Annotated in this window: 20 protein-coding genes; 3 read left to right on the forward strand and 17 right to left on the reverse strand. The window is 67.6% G+C overall.

What is annotated here, in order from left to right; translation table 11 throughout:
- Positions 1–28 precede the first annotated feature (28 nt).
- From rbfA to rimP, 5 genes are all read right to left on the reverse strand, one after another.
- The gene (rbfA, locus tag AC5RWX_RS15475) at positions 29–490 is read right to left on the reverse strand and encodes a 30S ribosome-binding factor RbfA (RefSeq protein WP_493939732.1); all 462 of its coding nucleotides are present in this window, start codon (positions 488–490) and stop codon (positions 29–31) included.
- A gap of 83 nt (positions 491–573) precedes the next feature.
- A complete protein-coding gene (gene infB / locus AC5RWX_RS15480) occupies positions 574–3,438 on the reverse strand; it encodes a translation initiation factor IF-2 (RefSeq protein ID WP_493939731.1) in 2,865 nt (954 codons plus the stop codon).
- Between the two features lie 162 nt (positions 3,439–3,600).
- Positions 3,601–3,921 carry a YlxR family protein gene (locus tag AC5RWX_RS15485; RefSeq protein ID WP_493957306.1) on the reverse strand — a complete coding sequence of 107 codons (321 nt, stop codon included), beginning with the start codon at positions 3,919–3,921 and terminating at the stop codon, positions 3,601–3,603.
- Positions 3,922–4,033: 112 nt separating this feature from the next.
- Entirely contained in the window at positions 4,034–5,017 is a 984-nt protein-coding gene (gene nusA, locus AC5RWX_RS15490) for a transcription termination factor NusA (protein ID WP_493939729.1), read from the reverse strand.
- Between the two features lies 1 nt (position 5,018).
- Positions 5,019–5,633: a ribosome maturation factor RimP gene (gene rimP, locus AC5RWX_RS15495; RefSeq protein ID WP_493939728.1), complete on the reverse strand. Its 615-nt coding sequence runs from the start codon at positions 5,631–5,633 to the stop codon at positions 5,019–5,021.
- A gap of 128 nt (positions 5,634–5,761) precedes the next feature.
- On the opposite strand from rimP, the gene AC5RWX_RS15500 reads away from it, so the two are divergent.
- Positions 5,762–6,811: a DUF4439 domain-containing protein gene (locus AC5RWX_RS15500; RefSeq protein ID WP_493939727.1), complete on the forward strand. Its 1,050-nt coding sequence runs from the start codon at positions 5,762–5,764 to the stop codon at positions 6,809–6,811.
- Positions 6,808–7,785, forward strand: coding sequence for an aminoglycoside phosphotransferase family protein (locus tag AC5RWX_RS15505; protein WP_493939726.1), 978 nt, complete (start codon positions 6,808–6,810; stop codon positions 7,783–7,785). The genes AC5RWX_RS15500 and AC5RWX_RS15505 overlap by 4 nt, the downstream gene beginning before the upstream one ends.
- A gap of 59 nt (positions 7,786–7,844) precedes the next feature.
- On the opposite strand, the gene AC5RWX_RS15510 is transcribed toward AC5RWX_RS15505, so the two are convergent.
- The 3 genes from AC5RWX_RS15510 to AC5RWX_RS15520 form a co-directional block, all read right to left on the reverse strand.
- Positions 7,845–8,645 (reverse strand): sulfite exporter TauE/SafE family protein, encoded by an 801-nt coding sequence (locus AC5RWX_RS15510; protein WP_493939725.1) that lies wholly within the window; start codon positions 8,643–8,645, stop codon positions 7,845–7,847.
- On the reverse strand, positions 8,642–10,441 hold the full coding sequence (locus tag AC5RWX_RS15515) for a proline--tRNA ligase (RefSeq protein ID WP_493939724.1): 1,800 nt from the start codon (positions 10,439–10,441) through the stop codon (positions 8,642–8,644). Before AC5RWX_RS15515 ends, AC5RWX_RS15510 begins: the two co-directional genes overlap by 4 nt.
- A 192-nt stretch (positions 10,442–10,633) precedes the next feature.
- Positions 10,634–11,371: a GNAT family N-acetyltransferase gene (locus tag AC5RWX_RS15520; RefSeq protein WP_493939723.1), complete on the reverse strand. Its 738-nt coding sequence runs from the start codon at positions 11,369–11,371 to the stop codon at positions 10,634–10,636.
- Here AC5RWX_RS15520 and AC5RWX_RS15525 point away from each other — a divergent pair, their 5' ends adjacent.
- The gene (locus AC5RWX_RS15525) at positions 11,372–11,518 is read left to right on the forward strand and encodes a hypothetical protein (RefSeq protein ID WP_493939722.1); all 147 of its coding nucleotides are present in this window, start codon (positions 11,372–11,374) and stop codon (positions 11,516–11,518) included.
- On the opposite strand, the gene ispG is transcribed toward AC5RWX_RS15525, so the two are convergent.
- The 9 genes from ispG to AC5RWX_RS15570 all read right to left on the reverse strand — a co-directional run bounded on the left by ispG (position 11,511) and on the right by AC5RWX_RS15570 (position 21,239).
- A complete protein-coding gene (gene ispG, locus AC5RWX_RS15530) occupies positions 11,511–12,677 on the reverse strand; it encodes a flavodoxin-dependent (E)-4-hydroxy-3-methylbut-2-enyl-diphosphate synthase (protein WP_493939802.1) in 1,167 nt (388 codons plus the stop codon). The two genes, AC5RWX_RS15525 and ispG, sit on opposite strands and share 8 nt — an antisense overlap.
- 93 nt (positions 12,678–12,770) lie before the next feature.
- Positions 12,771–13,061, reverse strand: coding sequence for a YciI family protein (locus AC5RWX_RS15535; RefSeq protein ID WP_493939721.1), 291 nt, complete (start codon positions 13,059–13,061; stop codon positions 12,771–12,773).
- Between the two features lie 78 nt (positions 13,062–13,139).
- Positions 13,140–14,855, reverse strand: a complete 1,716-nt coding sequence (locus tag AC5RWX_RS15540) for a hypothetical protein (RefSeq protein WP_494097599.1) — start codon at positions 14,853–14,855, stop codon at positions 13,140–13,142.
- Between the two features lie 175 nt (positions 14,856–15,030).
- Positions 15,031–16,383: a M50 family metallopeptidase gene (locus AC5RWX_RS15545; RefSeq protein ID WP_494097600.1), complete on the reverse strand. Its 1,353-nt coding sequence runs from the start codon at positions 16,381–16,383 to the stop codon at positions 15,031–15,033.
- Entirely contained in the window at positions 16,380–17,594 is a 1,215-nt protein-coding gene (dxr, locus tag AC5RWX_RS15550) for a 1-deoxy-D-xylulose-5-phosphate reductoisomerase (RefSeq protein WP_493939718.1), read from the reverse strand. Before dxr ends, AC5RWX_RS15545 begins: the two co-directional genes overlap by 4 nt.
- Before the next feature lie 184 nt (positions 17,595–17,778).
- A complete protein-coding gene (locus AC5RWX_RS15555; protein WP_494097601.1) occupies positions 17,779–18,132 on the reverse strand; it encodes a universal stress protein in 354 nt (117 codons plus the stop codon).
- Positions 18,129–19,679 carry a tripartite tricarboxylate transporter permease gene (locus AC5RWX_RS15560; protein WP_493944265.1) on the reverse strand — a complete coding sequence of 517 codons (1,551 nt, stop codon included), beginning with the start codon at positions 19,677–19,679 and terminating at the stop codon, positions 18,129–18,131. The genes AC5RWX_RS15555 and AC5RWX_RS15560 overlap by 4 nt, the downstream gene beginning before the upstream one ends.
- Positions 19,672–20,214: a tripartite tricarboxylate transporter TctB family protein gene (locus AC5RWX_RS15565; protein WP_493939715.1), complete on the reverse strand. Its 543-nt coding sequence runs from the start codon at positions 20,212–20,214 to the stop codon at positions 19,672–19,674. Before AC5RWX_RS15565 ends, AC5RWX_RS15560 begins: the two co-directional genes overlap by 8 nt.
- A 2-nt stretch (positions 20,215–20,216) precedes the next feature.
- Positions 20,217–21,239: a Bug family tripartite tricarboxylate transporter substrate binding protein gene (locus AC5RWX_RS15570; protein WP_493939714.1), complete on the reverse strand. Its 1,023-nt coding sequence runs from the start codon at positions 21,237–21,239 to the stop codon at positions 20,217–20,219.
- Positions 21,240–21,316: the final 77 nt, after the last annotated feature.

A 21,316-nucleotide genomic window follows, 5' to 3' on the forward strand; every position in this document is an offset into this window, starting at 1 on the left:
TGGCCCACCGTCGTCGTGCGGTGGATGGTTACGCCGGGCGCGATCCGTTGCCGGATTCGTCCTCGTCCTCGTCACCGGGCTTGCGGTAGGGATCTTCTCCCCCGGCGAAGGCGGCTCCTTCGGCCATGGCTGCCACCTCGGCGTCCTTGGCCTTCGCGGTCCGCAACAGTTCCTCCAGGTGGCTGGCGTTCACCGGGATTTCGTCCGGGACGAATTCCAGCGTGGGCGTCAGCCGCGCCGTGATGTTCCGGCCTACTTCTGCCCGCAGGATGCCCTTGGCGGATTCAAGTGCCTTGCGGGTGCCGTCCTGCTCTTCGTCGTTGCCGAAGACCGTGTAGTAGACGGTGGCGTGCTGCAGGTCGTTGGTCACCCGGGCGTCGGTGATGGTCACAAACCCGAGGCGTGGATCCTTGACCCGGCGCTCGAGCGCCTGGGCCACCACAACCTTGATCCGGTCGGCCATCTTGGCGGCGCGTGCTGGGTCTGCCATGACCCCTCCTCAATTCTCGTGATGATGGCGGCACAACGGGCGCCCAGTGGCGATGCCACCAGACGCCCGCTGCAAGCCGACTGCTAGACGCGCGGCTTTTCGCGCATTTCGAAGGTTTCGATGATGTCGCCTTCCTTGAGGTCGTTGAACGACCCAAGTCCGATACCACATTCGAATCCTTCGCGGACCTCGGTCGCGTCGTCCTTGAACCGCTTGAGCGAATCGACGGTGAGGTTGTCACCGATGACCTTGCCGTCGCGGGTGACTCGCGCCTTGGAATTACGGCGGATGGTGCCCGAGCGGACGATGGAGCCGGCGATATTTCCGAACTTGGACGAGCGGAAGATCTCGCGGATCTCGGCGGTGCCGAGCTGCGCCTCTTCGTACTCCGGCTTGAGCATGCCCTTGAGCGCCAGCTCAATGTCATCGATGGCCGAGTAGATGACCGAGTAGAAGCGCATGTCCACGCCTTCGCGCTCGGCCAGTTCCGCCACCCGCTCGGCGGGCTTGACGTTGAAGCCGATGATGATGGCGTTGTCCACAGTGGCCAGGTTGACGTCGTTCTGCGTGATCGCGCCGACGCCGCGGTGGATAACCCGCAGCTGGACGTCCTCGCCCACATCGATCTTGAGCAGCGAGTCTTCCAGGGCCTCCACGGCACCGGACACGTCGCCCTTGAGGATGAGGTTGAGCGTGTCGACCTTGCCCTCTGCCACAGCCTTGTCGAAGTCCTCCAGGCTGATGCGCTTGCGGCGCTTGGCCAGCGCGGCGTTGCGGTCCGCAGCCTCGCGCTTCTCGGCGATCTGGCGGGCGGTGCGCTCGTCGTCGGTCACCAGGAAGGTGTCGCCGGCGCGCGGCACCGTGGACAGGCCCAGCACCTGGACCGGACGCGACGGTTCGGCCTCGGTGACCGAGGCGCCGTCCTCGTCGAACATGGCGCGCACGCGGCCGTGGGCGCTGCCGGCGACGATCGCGTCGCCCACCCGCAGTGTTCCGGACTGGACCAGCACGGTTGCCACCGCGCCGCGGCCCTTGTCCAGGTTCGCCTCGATCGCGATACCGCGGGCGTCCTTGTTCGGGTTGGCCCGCAGGTCCAGGGCAGCATCCGCGGTCAGCAGCACGGCGGAGAGCAGGTCGTCGATGTGCAGGCTCTCGCGGGCCGACACGTCAACGAACATGGTGTCGCCACCGTATTCCTCCGGAACCAGGCCGTACTCGGTCAGCTGGCCACGGATCTTCTCCGGGTTGGCGCCGTCCTTGTCGATCTTGTTCACCGCGACGACGATCGGCACGCCGGCCGCCTGCGCGTGGTTCAGGGCTTCCACGGTCTGCGGCATGACGCCGTCGTCCGCGGCCACCACCAGGATGGCGATGTCGGTGACCTTCGCGCCGCGGGCACGCATGGCGGTGAACGCCTCGTGGCCCGGGGTGTCGATGAAGGTGATCTTGCGATCGCGGTCATCGTGCTGGAAGTCGATCTGGTAGGCACCGATGTGCTGGGTGATGCCGCCGTGCTCGCCTTCGCCCACCTGGGTGTTGCGGATGGCGTCCAGCAGGCGGGTCTTACCGTGGTCGACGTGGCCCATGACCGTGACAACGGCCGGGCGCTTCTCCAGGTCGTCTTCGCCCTCGGCCTCAAGCTCTGCGTCGAGGTCGATGTCGAACGAGTCAAGCAGTTCGCGCTCTTCGTCTTCCGGCGAGACAACCTGGATCTTGTAGCCCAGTTCAACGCCCAGCAGTTCGAAGGTGTCTTCGTCCAGTGACTGCGTGGCCGTGGCCATCTCGCCAAGGTGGAACAGGACGGTGACCAGCGCGGCCGGGTTCGCCTCGATCTTGTCGGCGAAATCGGTGATGGAGGAGCCGCGGCGCAGCCGGACAACGGTGTTGCCGTCGCCGCGGGGTACCGAGACACCGCCCAGCGACGGAGCACTCATCTGCTCCAGTTCCTGGCGCTTGGCGCGCTTCGACTTGCGCTGCTTGCCGCGGCCGGCGCCTCCCTTGCCGAAGGCGCCCTGGGTACCGCCGCGACCGCGGCCTCCCTTGCCGAAGCCACCGCCGGCCGGCGCTCCGCCGGCACCGGGACGGCCCGGGGCGCTGCCCGGGGCTCCCGGACGGCCCGGAGCACCACCGCGACCGGCCGGGGCCGGGCGCTCGGTACGGTTGGGCATCATGCCGGGAGTCGGACGGGCTCCACCGGGTCCACCACCGGGACGCGGAGCACCCGGGCGAGGTGCGCCCGGACGCGGTGCACCCGGACGAGGTGCCGCGGCACCGGGACGGGGTGCCGCCGGACGCGGACCGCCCTGGCCGGCAGCAGGACGCGGGCCACCCGGACGGGGCATGCCCTGCGAGGTTGCAAACGGGTTGTTGCCCGGACGCGGTGCACGCTCGGCATCGCGGTCGCCGCCACGGCCGCGGGGCATGCCCTGCGACGTGGCGAACGGGTTGTTGCCCGGACGCGGTCCACCGGGGCGCGGAGCACCCGGACGTGCGGCGGCGGGGCTGCCGGGACGCGGAGCTGCAGAGGCGGGCTTGGCGGCCGGAGCCTCAGCCGGTGCCGGAGCCTGGGCCGCTTCGGCAGCAGGAGCTGCTGGAGCCGGAGCCGGTTTGGCCGGTGCTGGCGCCGGAGCTGCCGGAGCCGGTGCTGCCGGAGCCGGTGCAGCGGGTGCCGGTGCAGCGGGCGCTGCCGGAGCCGGTGCCGCCGCCGGGGTTTCCGGAGCTGCCTTCGCAGCGGGCTTGGCGCCGGGCTTGGGTGCTGTCTTGGGGGCCGCCGGCTCACTCTTCGGAGCGGCAGCGGGGAAGGCGTCGCGAAGTTTTTTCACGACGGGGGCCTCAATGGTGGATGAGGCGGAACGGACGAATTCGCCCAGTTCCTGCAGTTTGGACACTGCGTCTTTCGAGGTAATACCGAGCTCTTTTGCCAGCTCGTGTACGCGGACCTTGGCCACATTTCTCCTGTCTCGGTCCGCACGAGGCAGGGCTGCCGGGCACGAACCGTCTATTTCTTGCTGCGGCTTTCAGCAGAATCGGCTGAAATACCGCGGGCGGAGCACAATGAAGTACTCATCACTTGGCACTCATCGGGTTTCCATCAGTTTTCTGACCCGCTTTCAGGTTGGACGGTTGGGGTGACGAGGGCCGGCCGTGATGGCGGCCTCGTCGTGAGCACGGAGCTGGTCTACCACAGCAGTGCTGTCGACCTTGGCCCGGAAGGCCCTGCCGAAGGCATGCCGCTTGACTGCCAGCTCCACACATTCCGGTTCGCGGTGCATCCAGGCACCGCGTCCGGGTCTGCGGCGGACAGGATCGACGACCACGGTGGCAACGCCACCGATTTCCTCGACTGCCAGCCGCAGCAGAACGGCCTGGTCTTCCCGGCGCCGGCAGCCTATGCAGGTCCGCTGTGGCGGCGCGGCCTTGTGGGCGCGCATCTGCAGGGGTTTGTGACTGTCGGGAAACCCGGCCATGGATATTCTACCGCTTCCAGTGCCCGGCCAACGAACCGGGCGTGTTTCAGGCGTGTGGCCTGGTTGGTCTTCGCTTCTACCGCCGCTGTTCGGCGGTGGCAGCGTCCGACACGATATCGATCCGCCAACCCGTCAGTTTAGCGGCAAGCCGGGCGTTCTGCCCTTCCTTGCCGATGGCCAGGGAGAGTTGGTAATCGGGCACCACGACGCGTGCGGAACGGCTCTCGGCGTCCGTAATGGTCACCGAGCTGACCCGCGAGGGCGACAGCGCGCTGGCGATGAACGTCGCGGGATCCTCGCTGAAGTCGACGATGTCGATCTTCTCGTCGTGCAGTTCGGTCATCACTGCCCGCACGCGCGAACCCATTTCGCCGATGCAAGCGCCCTTGGCATTCAGCCCTGGCACATTGGCCTTGACCGCGATCTTGGTCCGGTGTCCGGCCTCGCGGGCGAGGGCAACAATCTCCACGCTCTTGTCCGCGATCTCGGGTACTTCAAGTTCGAAGAGCTTGCGGACCAACCCGGGGTGCGAACGGGACAGCGTGATCGACGGACCCTTCATGCCGCGGTGGACGTCCACCACGTAGGCACGCAGGCGGGTGCCGTGCAGGTAGCTCTCCCCCGGCACCTGTTCGGGCGGCGGCAGCAGTGCTTCCACGGTGCCCAGATCCACCTGGACCATATGCGGGTTGTGGCCCTGCTGGATCAAGCCGGAGACCAGTTCGCCCTCCTTGCCGCGGAAAGCGCCCAGCACGTTGTCGTCCTCGGCGTCGCGCAGACGCTGCAGGATGATCTGGCGTGCCGTGCTCGCGGCGATCCGGCCGAAGCCGCTGGGCGTGTCGTCGAACTCGCCGACCACGGTGCCGTCGTCGTCGAGCTCTGCGGCCCAGATGGTGACGTGGCCGCTCTTGCGGTCCAGCTCGGCGCGGGCCCGCTCGATCGAGCCCGGGGACTTGTGGTAGGCCACCAGCAGGGCCTGCTCGATCGTCGGGATCAGCAGGTCCAGCGGAATTTCGCGTTCGCGCTCAAGCAGCCGCAGGGCGCTCATATCGATATCCATCTCAGGCCTCCTCCTCATTCGCCGGCTCGCCGTTCGCCTCGGCAGCCAAATCTTCGTCCAACCGTGCAAACTCGACTTCCACCTTGCCGGAGCGGATGTTCGCAAATTTCACCTGGACCGGTTCGCCGGGGCGGGGCTTCATCCCCTTTTTCGATGCTTCTTCCGGCCGCACGGTCACGCCGTCGGTGCCAACTTCCAGGACGCGCCCGGTGATGTCGTCGCCGGCCACCAGCTTGACCTTGACCAGTCTGCCCACGTTCCGGCGCCAATGGCGCGGCTGCGTCAGCGGCCGGCTAAGGCCCGGCGAAGAGACCTCCAGGCTGTACGGCCGGCCGTCGTCCTGCGGGTCCTCATCCAAAGTCTTGGAGAGAGTCTGCGAAACCTCGGCGATGGCGTCCAGCCCCACGCCACCGGTCTGGTCTTCAGGCAGGTCAACGATGACGTGGAGGGTGCGGAGGGCCCCGGCAACCCGGATCTCCACGTCCTCGAGGAACAGTCCGTGGGATGCCACGGCTTGTTCCAGCAGCTCTTTCAGGCGTGCGGCCTCCGCGAACGTGTCGGTACCGGATTTCCCTCCGGTAGTGGGCACGCCGCCGTGGTTGCGCCGCTGGGCCATGCTGTCTCCCTGTTCTGGTGAGTCTGACTTCTAGACTAGCGACTTTACCGTGACTGGTGGCTTCCCGCCGCCAGCAGCTGCCGCCCGGCCGTGCAGCGGACGCCGAACCCGTGACATCATCATCAGTTGTGGGATCTACTTCAAGGCGCCGGGACAGCGGACCAACCACGCCATCCCGGGCCTGGCGCCGGGTGCCGCTGCTGTTGCTCACCGCGGCGATCGTGGTCAGCACCGGGACCGTGGTGGCGAGCATCACCGCTTCCGCGCCACCGCCGAGCAGCACGGAGCAGGCGCGCCTGGACGCCTTGGCAGGGCTTGAGGGCCTGGCGGCCGCCTTTGAGGAGCACGACGACGGCGGCTCCCGCACCGCTGACCTGCTCCGGAGCCAGGCGGACCTGCTGACATTGACCACGTCGTGGCCCTCGGGCTCCCCGGCAGCCGCTGCGACCACCGCAGTTCCTTCCGCCGCGGACTCCGGCGCACCGTCTGCGGCGCAACAGCCCGGAGCCGAGGACCTGGCCGAACTGGCCGACGGTCTGCTCGCGGACGCCCGAACAACCGATCCGGGACTCGCCCGGCTGCTCGCGTCGATCGGTTCTGCCCTCTACGCCCAGGCCCAGACACTGCCCGGCGGAACCGACGTGGCTCAGCCCTGGAAGGATCCGGAAATGCCGCTGGAACCGGCCGGTTGTCCTGCCGCGGACCCTGAGCACGATGGAAGCGGGTCGGCAACGCCCGCTCCGCCGACGGCGGCGGAGGCCATCGCCGTCGTCGTACTCAGCCAGGAACGCTTGGCCTACGCCTACGAAACGGTGCTGCCGCGCCTCGCCGGCGCGGAGCGGGCGGCAGCCGCGGCACGGCTGGCCGCCCACGCGAACTCCGCGGCGCACTGGCGGTCGCTGGCGGCGGCCGAGTGCCTTGAGCTGCCGTTGCCCGAACCGGTCTACGTCCTGGGTGACGAGTTCGCCGGCGATCCGCTGCCGGCCCTTGAGGACGCGGAAGACGCTGCCCTCGCCCCACTGGCCGATGTGGTCGCTTTGAGCGACGGGACAATCCGGGAACATGCGGTGGCCGGACTCGCGGAGGCGACGTCCGAACTCGCAGCCTCAACCGGAGTGGTGCTGCCGGCGCCGGGCCTGGACGACGAGTTGCTGGCTGCTCCGTCCACCGCCCCGTGACCGCCGACGTTGACCTGCCCCCGGGACTGCGCCGCAGCGCAGCCGGTTCCGCTGCCGGCCGGGAGTGGCTGCGGGGCTTCAACAGCCTCTATGCCCAGACCATGCTGGACTGGAACCTGCGGGCTGTGCCCGGCGGGCCGTGGTTTGGCCAGACTGCGGCGGTCTTCCCCGTGCTGGCGTCCGATGGTTCGCCGGCAGCGCTGAAGCTGACTTTCCCACATCCAGAGGCCGACGGCGAAGCCCGGGCCCTCAAACTCTGGGACGGCCGCGGCGCCGTCCGTTTGCTGGCCGAACGCGGTCCCTTCGTGCTGTTGCTGGAACGCCTGGATGCAGCCCGCCCGCTCTCCGCAGTGGCACTGGATGAGACCACCGGCATCTGGGGCGGTCTGGTCCGGCAGTTGCAGCGGCCCCGGGTGCCCCGCACGGCCGGCAGTTTCGACCAGGTGTCGGCCTTGGCGGAAGAATGGACGGACACCCTGCCGGCCCGTTGGCTTGAACTGGGCAAGCCGTTCCCGGCCTGGCTGCTGGAGTGTGCCTTGGAGGTCTGCCAAGTCCGTGGCAGCGTCGGCCGGCGCGAGGACCGCGACGTGCTTCTGCACAGCGACCTGCACTATGGGAACATTCTGGCCCGGCTTGACGCCCCGGACCGTTTTGCCGCCATCGACCCCAAGCCGCTGATCGGCGACGCCGAATTCGCCGTCGCGCCGATGCTGTGGAACCGGATCGCAGATTTGGCTGCCGCCGACGCCGGGCGGCATCTCCACGCCCGCTGCCTGGAGCTGGCCGAGGCGGCTGGACTGGACCCGGACACCGCCCGCGAATGGGCCGTGGTGCGCGAAGTGGATAACGCGTTGGATTACCTGCTGCACCGCGCGACCGGCGACGCCGAGCGCTCGCTCTGGGTCGCCTCCACGCTGGCCGGCAGGACGCTGCCGGAGCTTCCGGCGGCGCACGCCCTGGCGGCACCTGCCTGAGCGGTAGGGCTGAGCGGCCCGGCTGGCGCTGCCCGGCTGGCGCCGCCGGTTGCCGCTGCTCAACGGCCGAGCACGTTCTCCTGCAGCACGTCATAGCCAAGCTTGAGGATCAACGCGGCGACGACGAACAAAAAGACCACCCTGATGAACTTGCTGCCCTGCGAGACGGCCATCCGGGCGCCGACGTAGCCGCCGGCCATGTTCACCAGGCCCAAGACCAACCCAAGCCCCCACAGCAGCGCGCCGCTGGGCAGGAAAAAGGCCAGGGCGCCGAGGTTGGTGGCCATGTTGACGATCTTGGCCTTGGCACTGGAGGCCAAGAAGTTGTAGCCCAGCACCGCCACCATCGCGATGATCAGGAACGAGCCGGTGCCGGGCCCGATCAGCCCGTCATAGAAACCGATGACCAGGCCGATCCCCGCCGCGGCACCCAGATGCCGGACGCCCTTGTACCGCAGTTGCGTCAAGGTCCCGGCCGTCGGCCGCAGCGCGGTAAACACTGCCACCGCAATCAGCGCCACCACGATGATCGGCTTGAAGACCTCGGCCGGCAGGACGGTGGCCACGATGGCGCCGCCGAAACTGCCCGCCAGCGCGATGCCGGCCATCGGCAGGGCGGTTTTCAGGTCGGGATGCGCCCTGCGGTAATAGGTCACCGCGCTGGTGGTGGTGCCGAAAATGGACCCCATTTTGTTGGTGGCCAGCGCCTGGACGGGGCTGATTCCGGGGACCAGCAGCAGGACCGGCAGCTGGATCAGGCCGCCGCCTCCCACCACCGCGTCCACCCAGCCCGCAGCAAAGCCAGCCACCACCACGAGGGCGAGGGTGGCAAACTGCAGTTCTTCGAGTCCTGAGATCACTTCCCGGCGAGGGCGGCCAAGTGCGCAGCCGCCATGCCCACCGGCACGTTTTCGGCCTGGCCGGTGGCCCGGTCCTTCACCTCGACCACGCCGTCAGCCAGGCCCCGGCCGACCACCACGATGGTGGGCACGCCGATCAGTTCGGCATCAGAGAACTTCACGCCCGGGGACACCTTGGGCCGGTCGTCGTAGATGACCTCGACGCCGGCGCTGGACAGCTCCTCGGCCAGCTTGTTGGCCGCCTCGAAGATGTCCTCGCCCTTGCCGGTGGCGACAATATGCACGTGGGCCGGGGCCACGTTGCGGGGCCAGACCAAGCCCTTGTCGTCGTGGTTCGCCTCGGCAAGTGCCGCCACCGCGCGGGTGACACCGACGCCGTAGGAACCCATCGTGACAGTGGCGAGTTTGCCGTTCCGGTCCAGCACCTGCAGCCCCAGCGCTTCGGCGTACTTGCGGCCGAGCTGGAAGATGTGGCCCATTTCGATGCCGCGGGCCGCCTCCAGCGGACCGGAACCGTCGGGAGCCGGATCGCCTTCACGGACCTCGACGGACTCGATGACGCCGTCCCAACCGAAATCGCGGCGGGCAACCAGCCCGAACACGTGTTTGCCGTCCTGGTTCGCGCCGGTGATCCAGCGGGAGCCCGGCACCACCCGGGGATCCACCAGGTACAGCAGTCCGGTGGCTGACTCGGTTCCCAGCACCGCGGCGTCCAGGCTGTTGCCCGGACCGATGTAGCCCTTGACCAAGCCGGGGTGCTGCTTCAGGTCGTCCTCCGAGGCAGCCTCAACCTCGACTTCGCCACCCATCGGCAGGAAGGCGCCGATGTTCGCCTCGACGCGCTTCAGATCGACGGCGCGGTCGCCGGGCACCCCGATCACCACGATGGTCCGCTCGCCGGTGGGCAGTTTGACCACCAAAACCACGTTCTTCAACGTATCGGCGGCAGTCCACTCCCCCTCCGCGCGGGGTGCCAGCTGGTTGGCCGCGGCCACGAGGGTTTCGATGGTCGGAGTGTCCGGAGTGTCCTTGACCTCGGCGGCCGGTGCATCTGCGTAGTCGATCGGCTCCGGCGCTACGGTGGCGACGGCCTCCACGTTCGCTGCGTAACCGCCGGGGGAACGGACGAACGTGTCCTCGCCGACCTCGGTGGGATGCAGGAACTCCTCGCTCTTGGACCCGCCCATGGCGCCGGACGTTGCCTTGACCGTCACGACTTCCAGGCCCAGGCGCTCGAAGATCCTGAGGTAGGCGCGGCGGTGCGCGTCGTAGCTGGCGTCCAGGCCCTCGTCGTCAATGTCGAAGGAATAGGAGTCCTTCATGATGAACTCACGGCCGCGCAGCAGTCCGGCGCGTGGGCGGGCCTCGTCCCGGTACTTGTTCTGGATTTGGTACAGCGTGACGGGCAGGTCCTTGTACGAGGAGTACAGGTCCTTGACCAACAGGGTGAACATTTCCTCGTGCGTGGGGGCCAGCAGGTAGTCGGCACCCTTGCGGTCCTGCAGCCGGAACAGCCCCTCGCCGTATTCGGTCCAGCGGTTCGTCGCCTCATACGGTTCGCGCGGCAGCAACGCCGGGAAGTGCACCTCTTGGGCGCCGATGGCGTTCATTTCCTCGCGGACGACGGCCTCCACCTTGGCCAGCACTTTCAACCCCAGCGGCAGCCAGGAATAGATGCCGGGGGCAGCACGGCGGATGTAACCGGCGCGCACCAGCAGCTTATGGCTGGCCACCTCGGCGTCGACCGGGTCATCGCGCAGGGTGCGCAGGAACAAGCTGGACAGGCGAAGAACCACTGCAAGTATCCGTTTCTCAAGGCTTGGGCCAGCACCGGCCCGCGAAAACAACTGCCTTCTAATCTACTGGTTCCGCGGACCTGCTTTCGACAACCGCCGGTCCCTGGTGGCGCTGGCCCTGGTGGGCTGCGTGACCGCGCGGCATGTCGTCGACGCGGAGCCGATAGGACCTGTCGGCCCGCTGGAGCGGATCTAGAACAACACGGTGGCGAACGTGCCGACCTGCCGGAAACCGACCGAGGCATAGGCAGCCATCGCCCGGTGGTTGTAGTCGTTGACGTACAGGCTGGCCACCGGGGCATGTTTCCGCGACAGCTCGACGACGGCGGCCATGCACCCGGCGGCCAGGCCCTGGCCACGGTAGGCAGGGTTCACCCATACGCCTTGGATCTGCACGGCGGCGGCGCTGACGTTGCCCAGTTCTGCCTTGAAGACCACCTGCCCGTGGCTGTCCCGCCGGATCAGCGAGTGGCCCTTCCGGATCAGGGTGGCCACGCGCTGCCGGTAGTGCTGGCCCCCTCCGGCCAGCGGCGAGTATCCAACCTCTTCCTCGAACATCGCCACGCAGGCGGGCACCAGCACGTCGAAATCGTCCTCGGTGGAATACCGCACCTGCGGATCGGCCGCCACGGCCGGGGTTCCCCGCAGCTCCAGCAACGGTTGGTTGGGCCGGACGTCGAAGGCCCGCGGATGCGCGTGCCGGTACGACGACCAGATGCCCAGCACGCCTTCAGCCGGACCGAAAATCGAGGACATGCGGCGGTTGCCGGCGGCCAAGTGGGCGCCCAGCCGCGCGCCTTGTTCGGCGTCCAGCCCGACCGGGACCACGTTCACCCCGGCCCAGCAGGCTCCGGTGAGGGCACCGTCGTCGTAGATGCCCAAAATCTGGGCCCCGGACGGGGTGGGTCCGGCGGTACCGGCGGACTCCAAGTGGGCAGCAAGAAAAACATTGGCTACCGGATCAGCGCCTACCAGTTCCCAGAGCGCCTCGGTGTCCGCATCTTCCAGCGGCCGGATCCCGGCATACGGATCGGCGGGTACGGCACCGGCCGTACCCGCTGGCTCTCGGCTAGCTGACGTTAACCACGGGGCTACCCTTGACAGCATTCTCGCCATCGGAGTCACCCATTTCCTCGGCAATCCTCATTGCTTCTTCAATGAGTGTCTCAACAATCTGGTCTTCCGGAACAGTCTTAATGACCTGGCCCTTCACGAAAATCTGACCTTTCCCGTTTCCGGAAGCTACGCCCAGGTCGGCCTCGCGGGCTTCACCCGGTCCGTTGACCACGCAACCCATCACGGCCACCCGCAACGGCACTTCCATGCCCTCGAGTCCGGCAGTGACTTCGTCGGCCAGCTTGTACACGTCCACCTGTGCGCGGCCGCAGGACGGGCAGGAAACAATTTCGAGTTTACGCTCACGCAGGTTCAGCGACTGCAGGATCTGCAGGCCCACCTTGATCTCTTCGACCGGCGGGGCGGACAGCGACACGCGGATGGTGTCGCCGATGCCCTGCGAGAGCAGCGCGCCGAAGGCGGTGGCGGACTTGATGGTTCCCTGGAACGCGGGGCCGGCCTCGGTGACGCCGAGGTGCAGCGGCCAGTCGCCGCGTTCCGCCAGCAGTTCGTAGGCGCGGACCATGACCACGGGGTCGTTGTGTTTGACCGAGATTTTGAAATCGTGGAAGTCGTGTTCTTCGAACAGCGAGGCTTCCCAGACGGCGGATTCGACCAGGGCCTCCGGGGTGGCCTTGCCGTACTTCTCCATCAGCCGCGGGTCCAGTGAGCCGGCGTTGACGCCGATCCGGATCGAGGTGCCGGCGGCCTTGGCTGCGGCGGCGATTTCCTTGACCTGGTCATCGAACTTGCGGATGTTGCCCGGGTTCACCCGGACCGCGGCGCAGCCGGCGTCAATGGCGGCGAAGACGTACTTGGGCTGGAAGTGGATGTCCGCGATCACCGGGATTTGGGACTTTTTCGCGATGATCGGCAGCGCTTCGGCGTCATCGGCGCTGGGGCAGGCGACCCGGACAATGTCGCAGCCGGACGCCGTCAGTTCGGCGATCTGCTGCAGGGTGGCGTTGATGTCCGTCGTCGGCGTGGTGGTCATCGACTGCACGCTGATCGGCGAGTCCGAGCCGACCCCGACCGACCCGACCTTGATCTGCCGGGTCTTCCGGCGCGGCGCCAGGACAGGCGGTGGTGAAGCTGGCATTCCAAGATTGACCGAGGTCAAAACGTCCTCCATGTGCCGGTCGGCAGTTGCTGAACAGATTTCATTATCCCCCTGCCGGCACGGCCATGGCACATGCTGCGGGAGTGGTGTGGATCATGCGTAGGCGGCGAAGGCTCCGGTCACCGGCGCCCATTCGGTGGTTTTCAGCGCGGAGACAAAGTTGTTGACGTTGAACGGATCCTGCTTCAGTTCATCCAGCAGGCTGTTTTCGCTCTCAGCTGTGAAGATCAGCAGCGCGCCGGTGCCGTCCGCGTACGGTCCCGAGGCCAGCAGTCGGCCCTGTTCCACGAAGCTTCCCAGCCAGGCGCGGTGGGCCGGACGGTGCTCGTCCCGGCCGGCCTCGGTATCGGGGGCATACACGTACTCAACGGCGAAAACACTCATGGCCTTCACCTTACCCGGCCCCGGTTGGCAGACGTTACTGAACCGGATGGCGGACGTTACTGAACCGGATGGCGGACGTTACTGGTAGGAAACGAACCAGGGCGCCGGCTTCACCTCGGTGTAGGTGCGCTCGGGGCTGAACGTCGGGGTGTCCTCGTCGTAGAAGTTCTTCCAGCCCATCCGGATATTTTTCGGCAGGTCATGCCGGAGCGCCCGCCACGTCTCCATCTTCTGGCCGGGGTTCCCGTGGCCGTCGGCGTGCAGCACCATGGCCAGCTCAGGGTGTCCGGTCTCCAGCTTATGGCGGTCCGTAATCATCTGGTACTGGAACTGGTGCAGGATCAGCACCTTCTGCGGCAGCGAGTTCTTCCGCGTCAGGGCCGCCAGCCAGTCGCTGACCTTGTTGATCTCCGCGGCGTTGACCGACCCGATCTGCTCCATGTGCCGCTCCCCCTTGCGCAGCCGCCATTCCGGATCCAGCGCCAGTCCCACATGCGGCTCCTTGAGCAGGTCCGCGTACATCTTGGCCTGGGTCAGGAAGTCCGAGCGCCCGGGCTGCAGGTCCAGCACCACGTACACGCCTGCTTTCCCGGCGGCATCGACCCAGGGTCGCAGCTCATCCACATCCGTCTCCGCCGAATAGTCGCCGTCCTTCCCGGCCGAGGACGAGGCGATCGTGGCGATGATTTCGAACGCAGGAACCACCGGTTCCTTGCTGTGCGGCTGGTAGCGCTTCGCCAGTTTTTTGGCGCGCTGGATGGACTCCTTAATGCCTTGTTCGCCGAGGACGCCGAGAGCGGGTCCCGCAGGATGTCCGTACAACGCCACCATCCTCCGGGACGGGAAGGCCAGTTGGCCCCCGCCGGGTAGTTCGGGCACTTCCAACGCCGCCTGGACCCGGCGGCCGAAGGTCTTATTGTTGCCGAACGCCTTGCCAATGCCGAGCACCCGCGCCTCAGGCTCTTCGCGGAGGAAACCGATGGTTGCGCTGCTCTGCCGCGGATCCGCCTTCGGGTCCTGGAAGACACGTGCGCCAGCCGCCTCTGCCACCGCCAGCGTTGCGGGATAGTCCTGCTCGCCGTCCTGATCGATCAACACGGAGGCACGCGCCGGCTCCGCCGCAGCGTCGGGCAAATTAAGTTCTCCGTCCGGCGGCAGGACCTCCACCCGCGGCAGCAGTGCGGCCCATCCCGTGGTGCCGGCGGCAGCATCTGCGCCGGAACCGGTCCCGGCAGCCGCAGCGGAGGCGGTGGGGACGGCGGCGGAACCGCCGTCGGGCGAACTGATGGATACTGCGTCCGGCGTGCTGCTGGGGCTACCGCCGGACTCGACCGGCGGCTGGCCGAAGGCCTTCACCTGTCGCACGCCGAGCCGCTCCAACTCGCTTTCCAGGCCTTCGCCGGCCAGCAGCAGCGGCACGCCCAGCGGCACCGACTCCGCTTCTGCTGCCGCAATAGCCTTCGCATCGTCCGCCGCTGCCACGAACGCCACCGGGCTGGATGCGAACAACGCCTGGCTGGCGGCCAGCGATGCTTCCGCATCGGAGCCGCGCATGACCTGCGGCTGGGCCGCTCCCGTCTTCAGCTGCACCCCTTCCGGAGCCGCAGCACTGGACGCAGCCGTAGAGCCGGGCCCGCGGCCTTCGTCCGGAACGGTGCAGCCAGCCAAGGCCAGGGCCACGGCCAGTGCTCCGGCGATGCCGGCTCCAACCCTCGCTCGGACGCGCACCTTCACTGGCCGGCTGGCGGCCCGGATGCTCGCTTCGGTACGGACTCTCCGCAGTGCTGCACTCACGGTAGGTGGCTCCCTTCGCCGGTTCGGGCCAGTCTAACCACGGCCGCGCGGCCACCCCAGCCCCTGGCGGCGCGCCATGCCGGGGCGGCAATCGCCGTCGCTCTTTGGCAGGGCAGCACTTGGTGGAGCAGCATCCGGCGACGCCGCGTTCAGCGGGGTTGTCGCGGTGAGGGCGTCACCCGAAGATGTTGACCGGTTTGACGATGTCCGCGTAGATCAGCAGCGCGCCCATGCCCATCAGCACCACCGCCACCACGTAGGTCAGCGGCAGCAGCTTAGCGATGTCCACCGGTCCCGGGTCCGGCCGGCGGAACAGCTTGGCGAAGCCACGCCGGATGGCTTCCCAGAGCGCGCCGGCCACGTGCCCGCCGTCCAGCGGCAGCAGCGGGATCAGGTTGAACACGAACAGGGCCAGGTTGACCGAGCCGACCAGCCCAATCAACGTGGCGGCCCGCGCCTGGAAGGGGATCTCGTCCATCGCGCTGATTTCGCCGGCGATCCGGCCCACGCCCACCACGCTCATCGGCCCGTTCGGGTCGCGCGGAGCGTCGCTGAAGGCGGCTTCCGCCACATCGGCCAGCCGCTGCGGAAGATGCAGCACGACGCCGGTGATCGCCTGCAGGTTCTCCCCCACCGCCGGGAGCACCTCGGTGGCCGGCCGCGGCACCAATGCCGTGGTGGCGCCCATGCCGACGAAGCCGGCCTGCTCCGTCACCGCCTTGCCGCTGCTGTCCACCAGCGGCTGTCCGGCGTCGTCGAACACCGGGCGTTCGGTGAGGATCGGAGTGATGCTCGTGCGGATTTCCTGACCGTCGCGCAGCAGCGTGATCGGTGTCTTCTCCCCCGCGGCCTCGCGGATCCAGGTGGTCAGCTGGGACCAGTCGGTGACCGGTTTGCCGTCGAAGGCGGTGACCGTGTCGCCGGGCCGGATGCCGGCCGCCGTCGCCGGGGCTTCGGGGTCGCTGGGCAGGCAATCGGTCTGCCCCGTCTCGGCCGCTTGCGCCGCCGGGACCACGCATTTGTTGACCTGCGAAATGGTGGTGGTGGCCTGCGCGGTGCCGAAGCCCACCAGCACAACGCCGATCAGCACCGTGCCGATAACCAGGTTCACGAACGGGCCGCCGAGCATGATGATGATGCGTTTGTAGACCGGCAGCTTGTAGAACACCCGGTGGTCGTCCCCAGGCTGCAGCCGCTCCGCTTCCGCCTGCCGGGCATCGTTGGCCAGTTGCTGGAACATTCCGGTGCTGGACCGCCGGACCGCGCCGACGCCGTCATGGCCGTCTTTGGCCGGCGGGTACATGCCGATCATCGAGACGTAGCCGCCCAGCGGGATGGCCTTGACCCCGTACTCGGTCTCGCCCCGCCGTCGGGAGAAAAGGGTCTTGCCGAAGCCCACCATGTACTGGGTGACCCGCACCTTGAACAGCTTGGCGGGCAGCAGATGGCCCACCTCGTGCAGGGCGATGGACACGGCGATGCCGACGGCCACGAAGAGGACGCCGAAAAGGAAAAGCAGAATGGTCACAACATAGCCAAACGTTCGTGGGCGCGCGAGCGTGCCCAATCTTCTGCGGCCAGCACCGTAGCCACTGTCGGTTCGCCGGACGGCGCATGCTCTTCCACCACGGCCGCCACCGTCTCGACAATCTGGTCAAAGCGGATCCGGCCCTCATGGAAGGCGTCCACAGCCTCTTCATTGGCCGCGTTGTAGACGGCCATGAAGGTCCCGCCGCCGGCTGCCGCCTGCTTGGCCAGCCGCACGGCGCCGAACACTTCCTCGTCCAGCGGCTCGAAGGTCCAACTAGTGGCCCGGCTCCAGTCGCAGGGCTGTGCGGCGCCGGGCACGCGCTCCGGCCAGCCCATGCCAAGGGCGATCGGCAGGCGCATGTCCGGCGGCGAGGCCTGCGCAATGGTGGAGCCGTCGGTGAACTGCACCATCGAGTGCACCACCGACTGCGGGTGCACCACCACATCAATCCTGTCCAGCGGAACGTCGAAGAGCAGATGCGCTTCGATGACTTCCAGCGCCTTGTTGACCATGGTCGCCGAGTTGGTGGTCACCATCCGGCCCATGTCCCAGGTGGGGTGGGCCAGTGCCTGCGCCGGAGTAACGCCGCGCAACTGCTCCTTGCTGAAGCCGCGGAACGGGCCACCGGAAGCGGTCACGATCAGCCGGTCCACCTCGCCGGCCGTGCCCGAGCGCAACGCCTGGGCAAGCGCGGAGTGTTCCGAATCCACCGGCACGATCTGCCCCGGCCGGGCCGCCTCTTTGACCAGCGGACCGCCGGCGATCAGCGACTCCTTGTTGGCCAGGGCAAGTACGTGCCCTGCTCCGAGCGCCGCCAGCGTCGGCGCCAGCCCAATGGACCCGGTAATGCCGTTGAGCACGACGTCGGCGTCCGGCCAGGCGGCGATCCTCGCCGCGGCGTCGGGGCCGGCAAAGAGCTCCGGCAAGTAGCCGGACACTCCGGCATCCGCCGCTGCCGTCTTGATCGCCGTCGCCAGGTCGTCCACCGTTCCGGCGGCGGCGCCGACGGCCTGCGCCCGGGTGTGCACCGCCTGCCGGGCCACCAGTTCCAGATTGCCGCCGGCGGCGAGCGCCGTGACTTCGAAGCGTTCCGGGGCGGCGTCCACCACGTCGATGCCCTGCGTACCGATCGAGCCGGTGGAGCCAAGCAGCACCACCTTGCGTCGGGCGGGGTGCGGGTTGGCCTGGGGCGGATCGCGGAACTCCATGCGGTCAATTATCCAGCACCGCGCCGCCCTCAAGTGAGCCCGGCCGTCGGCGCGGGTGACGTCCCGTTGTTGCGAAAAGTTCGTGGCTGCAAGATCACCGGTGGGCCGGGATCTCCCCTTGGCTTCGAGGAACTCTTTTGCGCCTTTCGCGCGGTAGCGCCCGGACCACCACGTAGCACCGAGATCACCCTCTGGCCGCGAGATCACCGGTTACAGGGGGTGATCTCGAAGCTATCCCCTGTAACCGTATGACAATCAGCTCAGCCCCGGACTCTTCGGCGGCGTCCAGCACTTCCTCGGCAGGCAGTCCGTCCGAAATTCCGTGCCGAATGCTGAAGCCCACTCCTGCCCCGCGCAACACAGCTTCCAGTCGCGTGACGTCCGCGGCGTCGGCGTAGCCGGGATCCACCAAGCGGTCTGCCCGGGTGGCGTTGACCACCAGCAGCTTGGCCGCCCGGCGGCCGGCCTCGTCGATGGCGGCTGCCAGCGCCGCATCGCCCAGAGCGTTGGGGACATATCCCACCACGATCGTGCTCATGCGCTGACCTCCTTGCCCTGGGGGCTTTCGTCGTCGAGCACTGCCGATTCCATCAGCCGTTGGCGCTTCTTCATCCAGAAGGACAGCACAAAGATGACCACCAGCGAGATGTAGATTCCGGCCGCGATCGGCGTGGATACCAAAGCCAGCGGGTCGCCTTGCGAGATGGCCAGCGAACGCCGCAGCTGGCTCTCGAAAATCGGGCCCAGGATCATGCCCACCACCAGCGGAGCGATCGGATAGCCATAGCGGCGCATGAAGAAGCCAAGCACGCCGATCACCAGCAGTACGAACACATCCACCGGCGTGAAGTTCACCGAGAACGCGCCCAAGGCGGCGAAGACCAGGATGCCCGCGTAGAGGTACGGCCGCGGGATCTGCAGGATCTTCACCCACATGCCCACCAGCGGCAGGTTCAGCACCAGCAGCATCAGGTTGCCCACGTACAGGCTGGCAATCAGCGCCCAGACCAGGGCACCCTCCACCTCGAACAGCAGCGGACCAGGCTGGATGTTGTAGCGCTGGAACGCCACCAGCATCATGGCCGCCGTCGCCGTCGTGGGGATGCCCAGCGTCAGCAGCGGTACCAGCACGCCGGCCGCGGCTGCGTTGTTGGCCGATTCAGGCCCGGCCACGCCCTCGATCGCGCCGCGGCCGAACTGCTTTTTGCGCGTACCCTTGGCCAGTTTTTTCTCTGCCGCGTAGGACAGGAAGGTGGCCACGTCGGCGCCGCCGGCCGGCATGGTGCCGATCGGGAAACCAATAAAGGTTCCGCGCAGCCAGGGCTTCCAGGACCGCCTCCAGTCCTCCTTCTTCATCCACGACGTCCAGCCACCGGTCACCGGGATGACCTTCACCGGCCCATGCCGCAGGCGGGAGGCCACGTACAGCGCCTCGCCCAGAGCGAAGAGCCCGACGGCGACCAGCACCACGTCGATGCCGTCCGCCAGGAACGGGCTGCCGAACGTGTAGCGCTGCTGCCCGGTCATCAGGTCGACGCCCATGAATGCCAGGAACAACCCCAAGCCAAGGGACGCGAGACCGCGCAGCACCGAGGCGCCCAGCAAGGCACCCACGGTCAGGAACGCCACCACCATCAGGGCCACGTACTCCACCGGGCCGATCTGCACCGCGAACGCTGCCACATAGGGTGCCACGAAGCTCAGCAGCACGGTGGCAACGGTGCCGGCGATGAACGAGCCGATCGCCGCCGTCGCCAGCGCCGCGGCTCCACGGCCGGCTTTCGCCATCCGGTTGCCCTCCAGCGCCGTGACGATGGAAGCGGATTCGCCCGGCGTGTTCAGCAGGATCGAGGTGGTTGACCCGCCGTACATACCACCGTAGTAGATGCCCGCGAAGACGATGATCGCCGCCGTCGGCTCCAAGCTGTACGTAATGGGCATCAGCAAGGCAACGGTCATGGCCGGCCCGATGCCCGGCAGCACGCCCACTGCCGTTCCGACCAGCACGCCGCCCAAAGCGTAGAGCAGGTAGATCGGCTGCATCGCCACGGAAAAGCCCTCCAGGAGGGCGTAGAAGTTATCCATTCAGAAACGGCACCCCTTCGAGCACACCGGCGGGCAGTGAGACGCCGAGCAGCCCGCCGAAGGCGAACTGCAGCAGCAGCGCCATGACGACGCCGACCACGGCTGCCCGCCACAGCGGCTTGGCCCCCAGCGCCCACGCGGCGCCGAAGAACAGCACCGCGGCGGCAATCGGCCAGCCCAGCGGAATAATCAGGAAAATATGCACGACGACGGTGCCCGCCATCTTGGCGACGGTCAACCAGTCCGTCCGGACGTCAGGGTCAATGTCCTCGCCCTCATCCGCCTCGCCGGTCTTGCCGCGCAGCAACTGCACGATCAGCCCGGCGCCGACGATCACCAGCAATCCGGAGACCAGGTAGGGAAGCGCCCGGGGACCAATGTCGCTGGCCGAGTCGGGCGTCTGGATCCCTGCCCCGGCGACGAAGCCGACGATCCCGATGCTCAGGATCACTGCGGCGAAGAATATTTCTCCGAGCGGCTTGGCCGGGGCGGCATCGCTGCCGCCCCGGGCCGCTCCAGTAGTGGAAGAACCCATGGTTACTTCAGCAGGCCGATATCCGTCAGGGTTGCGGTGACCGTCTTGATGTCCTCGGTCAGGAAGCTGGCGAACTCCTCGCCGGCCAAGAAGGCGTCTGCCCAGTTGTTAGTGGTCAGCGTCTTCTGCCAGGCGTCGGTGCCGTGCAGTTCGGTCACCAGTGCGGTGAGCTTTTCTGCCTGCGCCTCGTCGATCGAGCCGGGAGCCACCACGCCGCGCCAGTTGGTCAGCACCAGATCGAGGCCCTGTTCCTTCAACGGCTTGACTTCGGGCAGCTGCGGGGCGTTTTCCGGTCCGGAGACGGCCAGCGCACGCAGCTTGCCGGCCTTGACCTGCTCGGCGTACTCGCCCACCCCGGAAATGCCGGCGGAAACCTTGTTGCCCAGCAGCGCTGCCAGGGATTCGCCGCCGCCGGAGTACGGAATGTAGTTCAGGCTGTCGGCACCGATGCCGGCTTCCTTGAGCATCATGCCGGCCAGGATGTGGTCGGCGCCGCCGGCCGAGCCGCCGGTGATGGAGACGCCCTTGCCCTTGGCCTTGACGTCGGCGATCAGGTCATCAATGGTCTGGTAGGGCGAATCCGCCGGCACCACGACGACGAGCGGCTCTTCGGTGAGCCGGGCGATCGGCGTGGTGTCTTCGATCCGGTTTGCGGACTTGTTGGTCTCCACTGCGCCCACCATCACATACCCCATCACCATCAGGGTGTTCGGGTCCTGTTCCGTGGCCAGCTTCGCCAGTCCATTGGTGCCGCCCGCGCCGCCGATGTTGACCACCGAGGCGCTGGAGACCAGATCGTTCTCCTGCAGGTCCTTCTGCATGGAACGGCCGGTCTGGTCCCAGCCGCCGCCCGGATCCGCCGGGACAATGATGTTGAGTTTGTCGATGCCGGTTTCCTCGGAGCTGTTGCCGGCACCGGTGGAGCCGGTCGAGCCGGTGGAGCCGCAGGCTGCCAACACCAGGGCGGATGCTGCCGCGGCGACCATCAGGGCCGAACGGCGTCTCATCGTACGGTCGAGCTTCATGTGGGTTCTTCCTCCTCCAACCGGCGTGATGGGCATCACCACGCCGTCGCCCCAGCGTAGGGAGCGGTGCGGCAGAC

The organism is Arthrobacter sp. SPT-J7, assembly GCF_059089965.1.

Excerpts from the sequence above, each read along its gene's own strand:
- rbfA (WP_493939732.1), bottom strand. The coding sequence starts at position 490 with ATGGCAGACCCAGCACGCGCCGCCAAGATGGCCGACCGGATCAAGGTT.
- AC5RWX_RS15485 (WP_493957306.1), bottom strand. The coding sequence starts at position 3,921 with ATGCGCGCCCACAAGGCCGCGCCGCCACAGCGGACCTGCATAGGCTGC.
- AC5RWX_RS15570 (WP_493939714.1), bottom strand. The coding sequence starts at position 21,239 with ATGAAGCTCGACCGTACGATGAGACGCCGTTCGGCCCTGATGGTCGCC.
- AC5RWX_RS15565 (WP_493939715.1), bottom strand. The coding sequence starts at position 20,214 with ATGGGTTCTTCCACTACTGGAGCGGCCCGGGGCGGCAGCGATGCCGCC.
- AC5RWX_RS15555 (WP_494097601.1), bottom strand. The coding sequence starts at position 18,132 with ATGAGCACGATCGTGGTGGGATATGTCCCCAACGCTCTGGGCGATGCG.
- AC5RWX_RS15535 (WP_493939721.1), bottom strand. The coding sequence starts at position 13,061 with ATGAGTGTTTTCGCCGTTGAGTACGTGTATGCCCCCGATACCGAGGCC.
- nusA (WP_493939729.1), bottom strand. The coding sequence starts at position 5,017 with ATGGATATCGATATGAGCGCCCTGCGGCTGCTTGAGCGCGAACGCGAA.
- rimP (WP_493939728.1), bottom strand. The coding sequence starts at position 5,633 with ATGGCCCAGCGGCGCAACCACGGCGGCGTGCCCACTACCGGAGGGAAA.
- AC5RWX_RS15560 (WP_493944265.1), bottom strand. The coding sequence starts at position 19,679 with ATGGATAACTTCTACGCCCTCCTGGAGGGCTTTTCCGTGGCGATGCAG.
- dxr (WP_493939718.1), bottom strand. The coding sequence starts at position 17,594 with ATGGAGTTCCGCGATCCGCCCCAGGCCAACCCGCACCCCGCCCGACGC.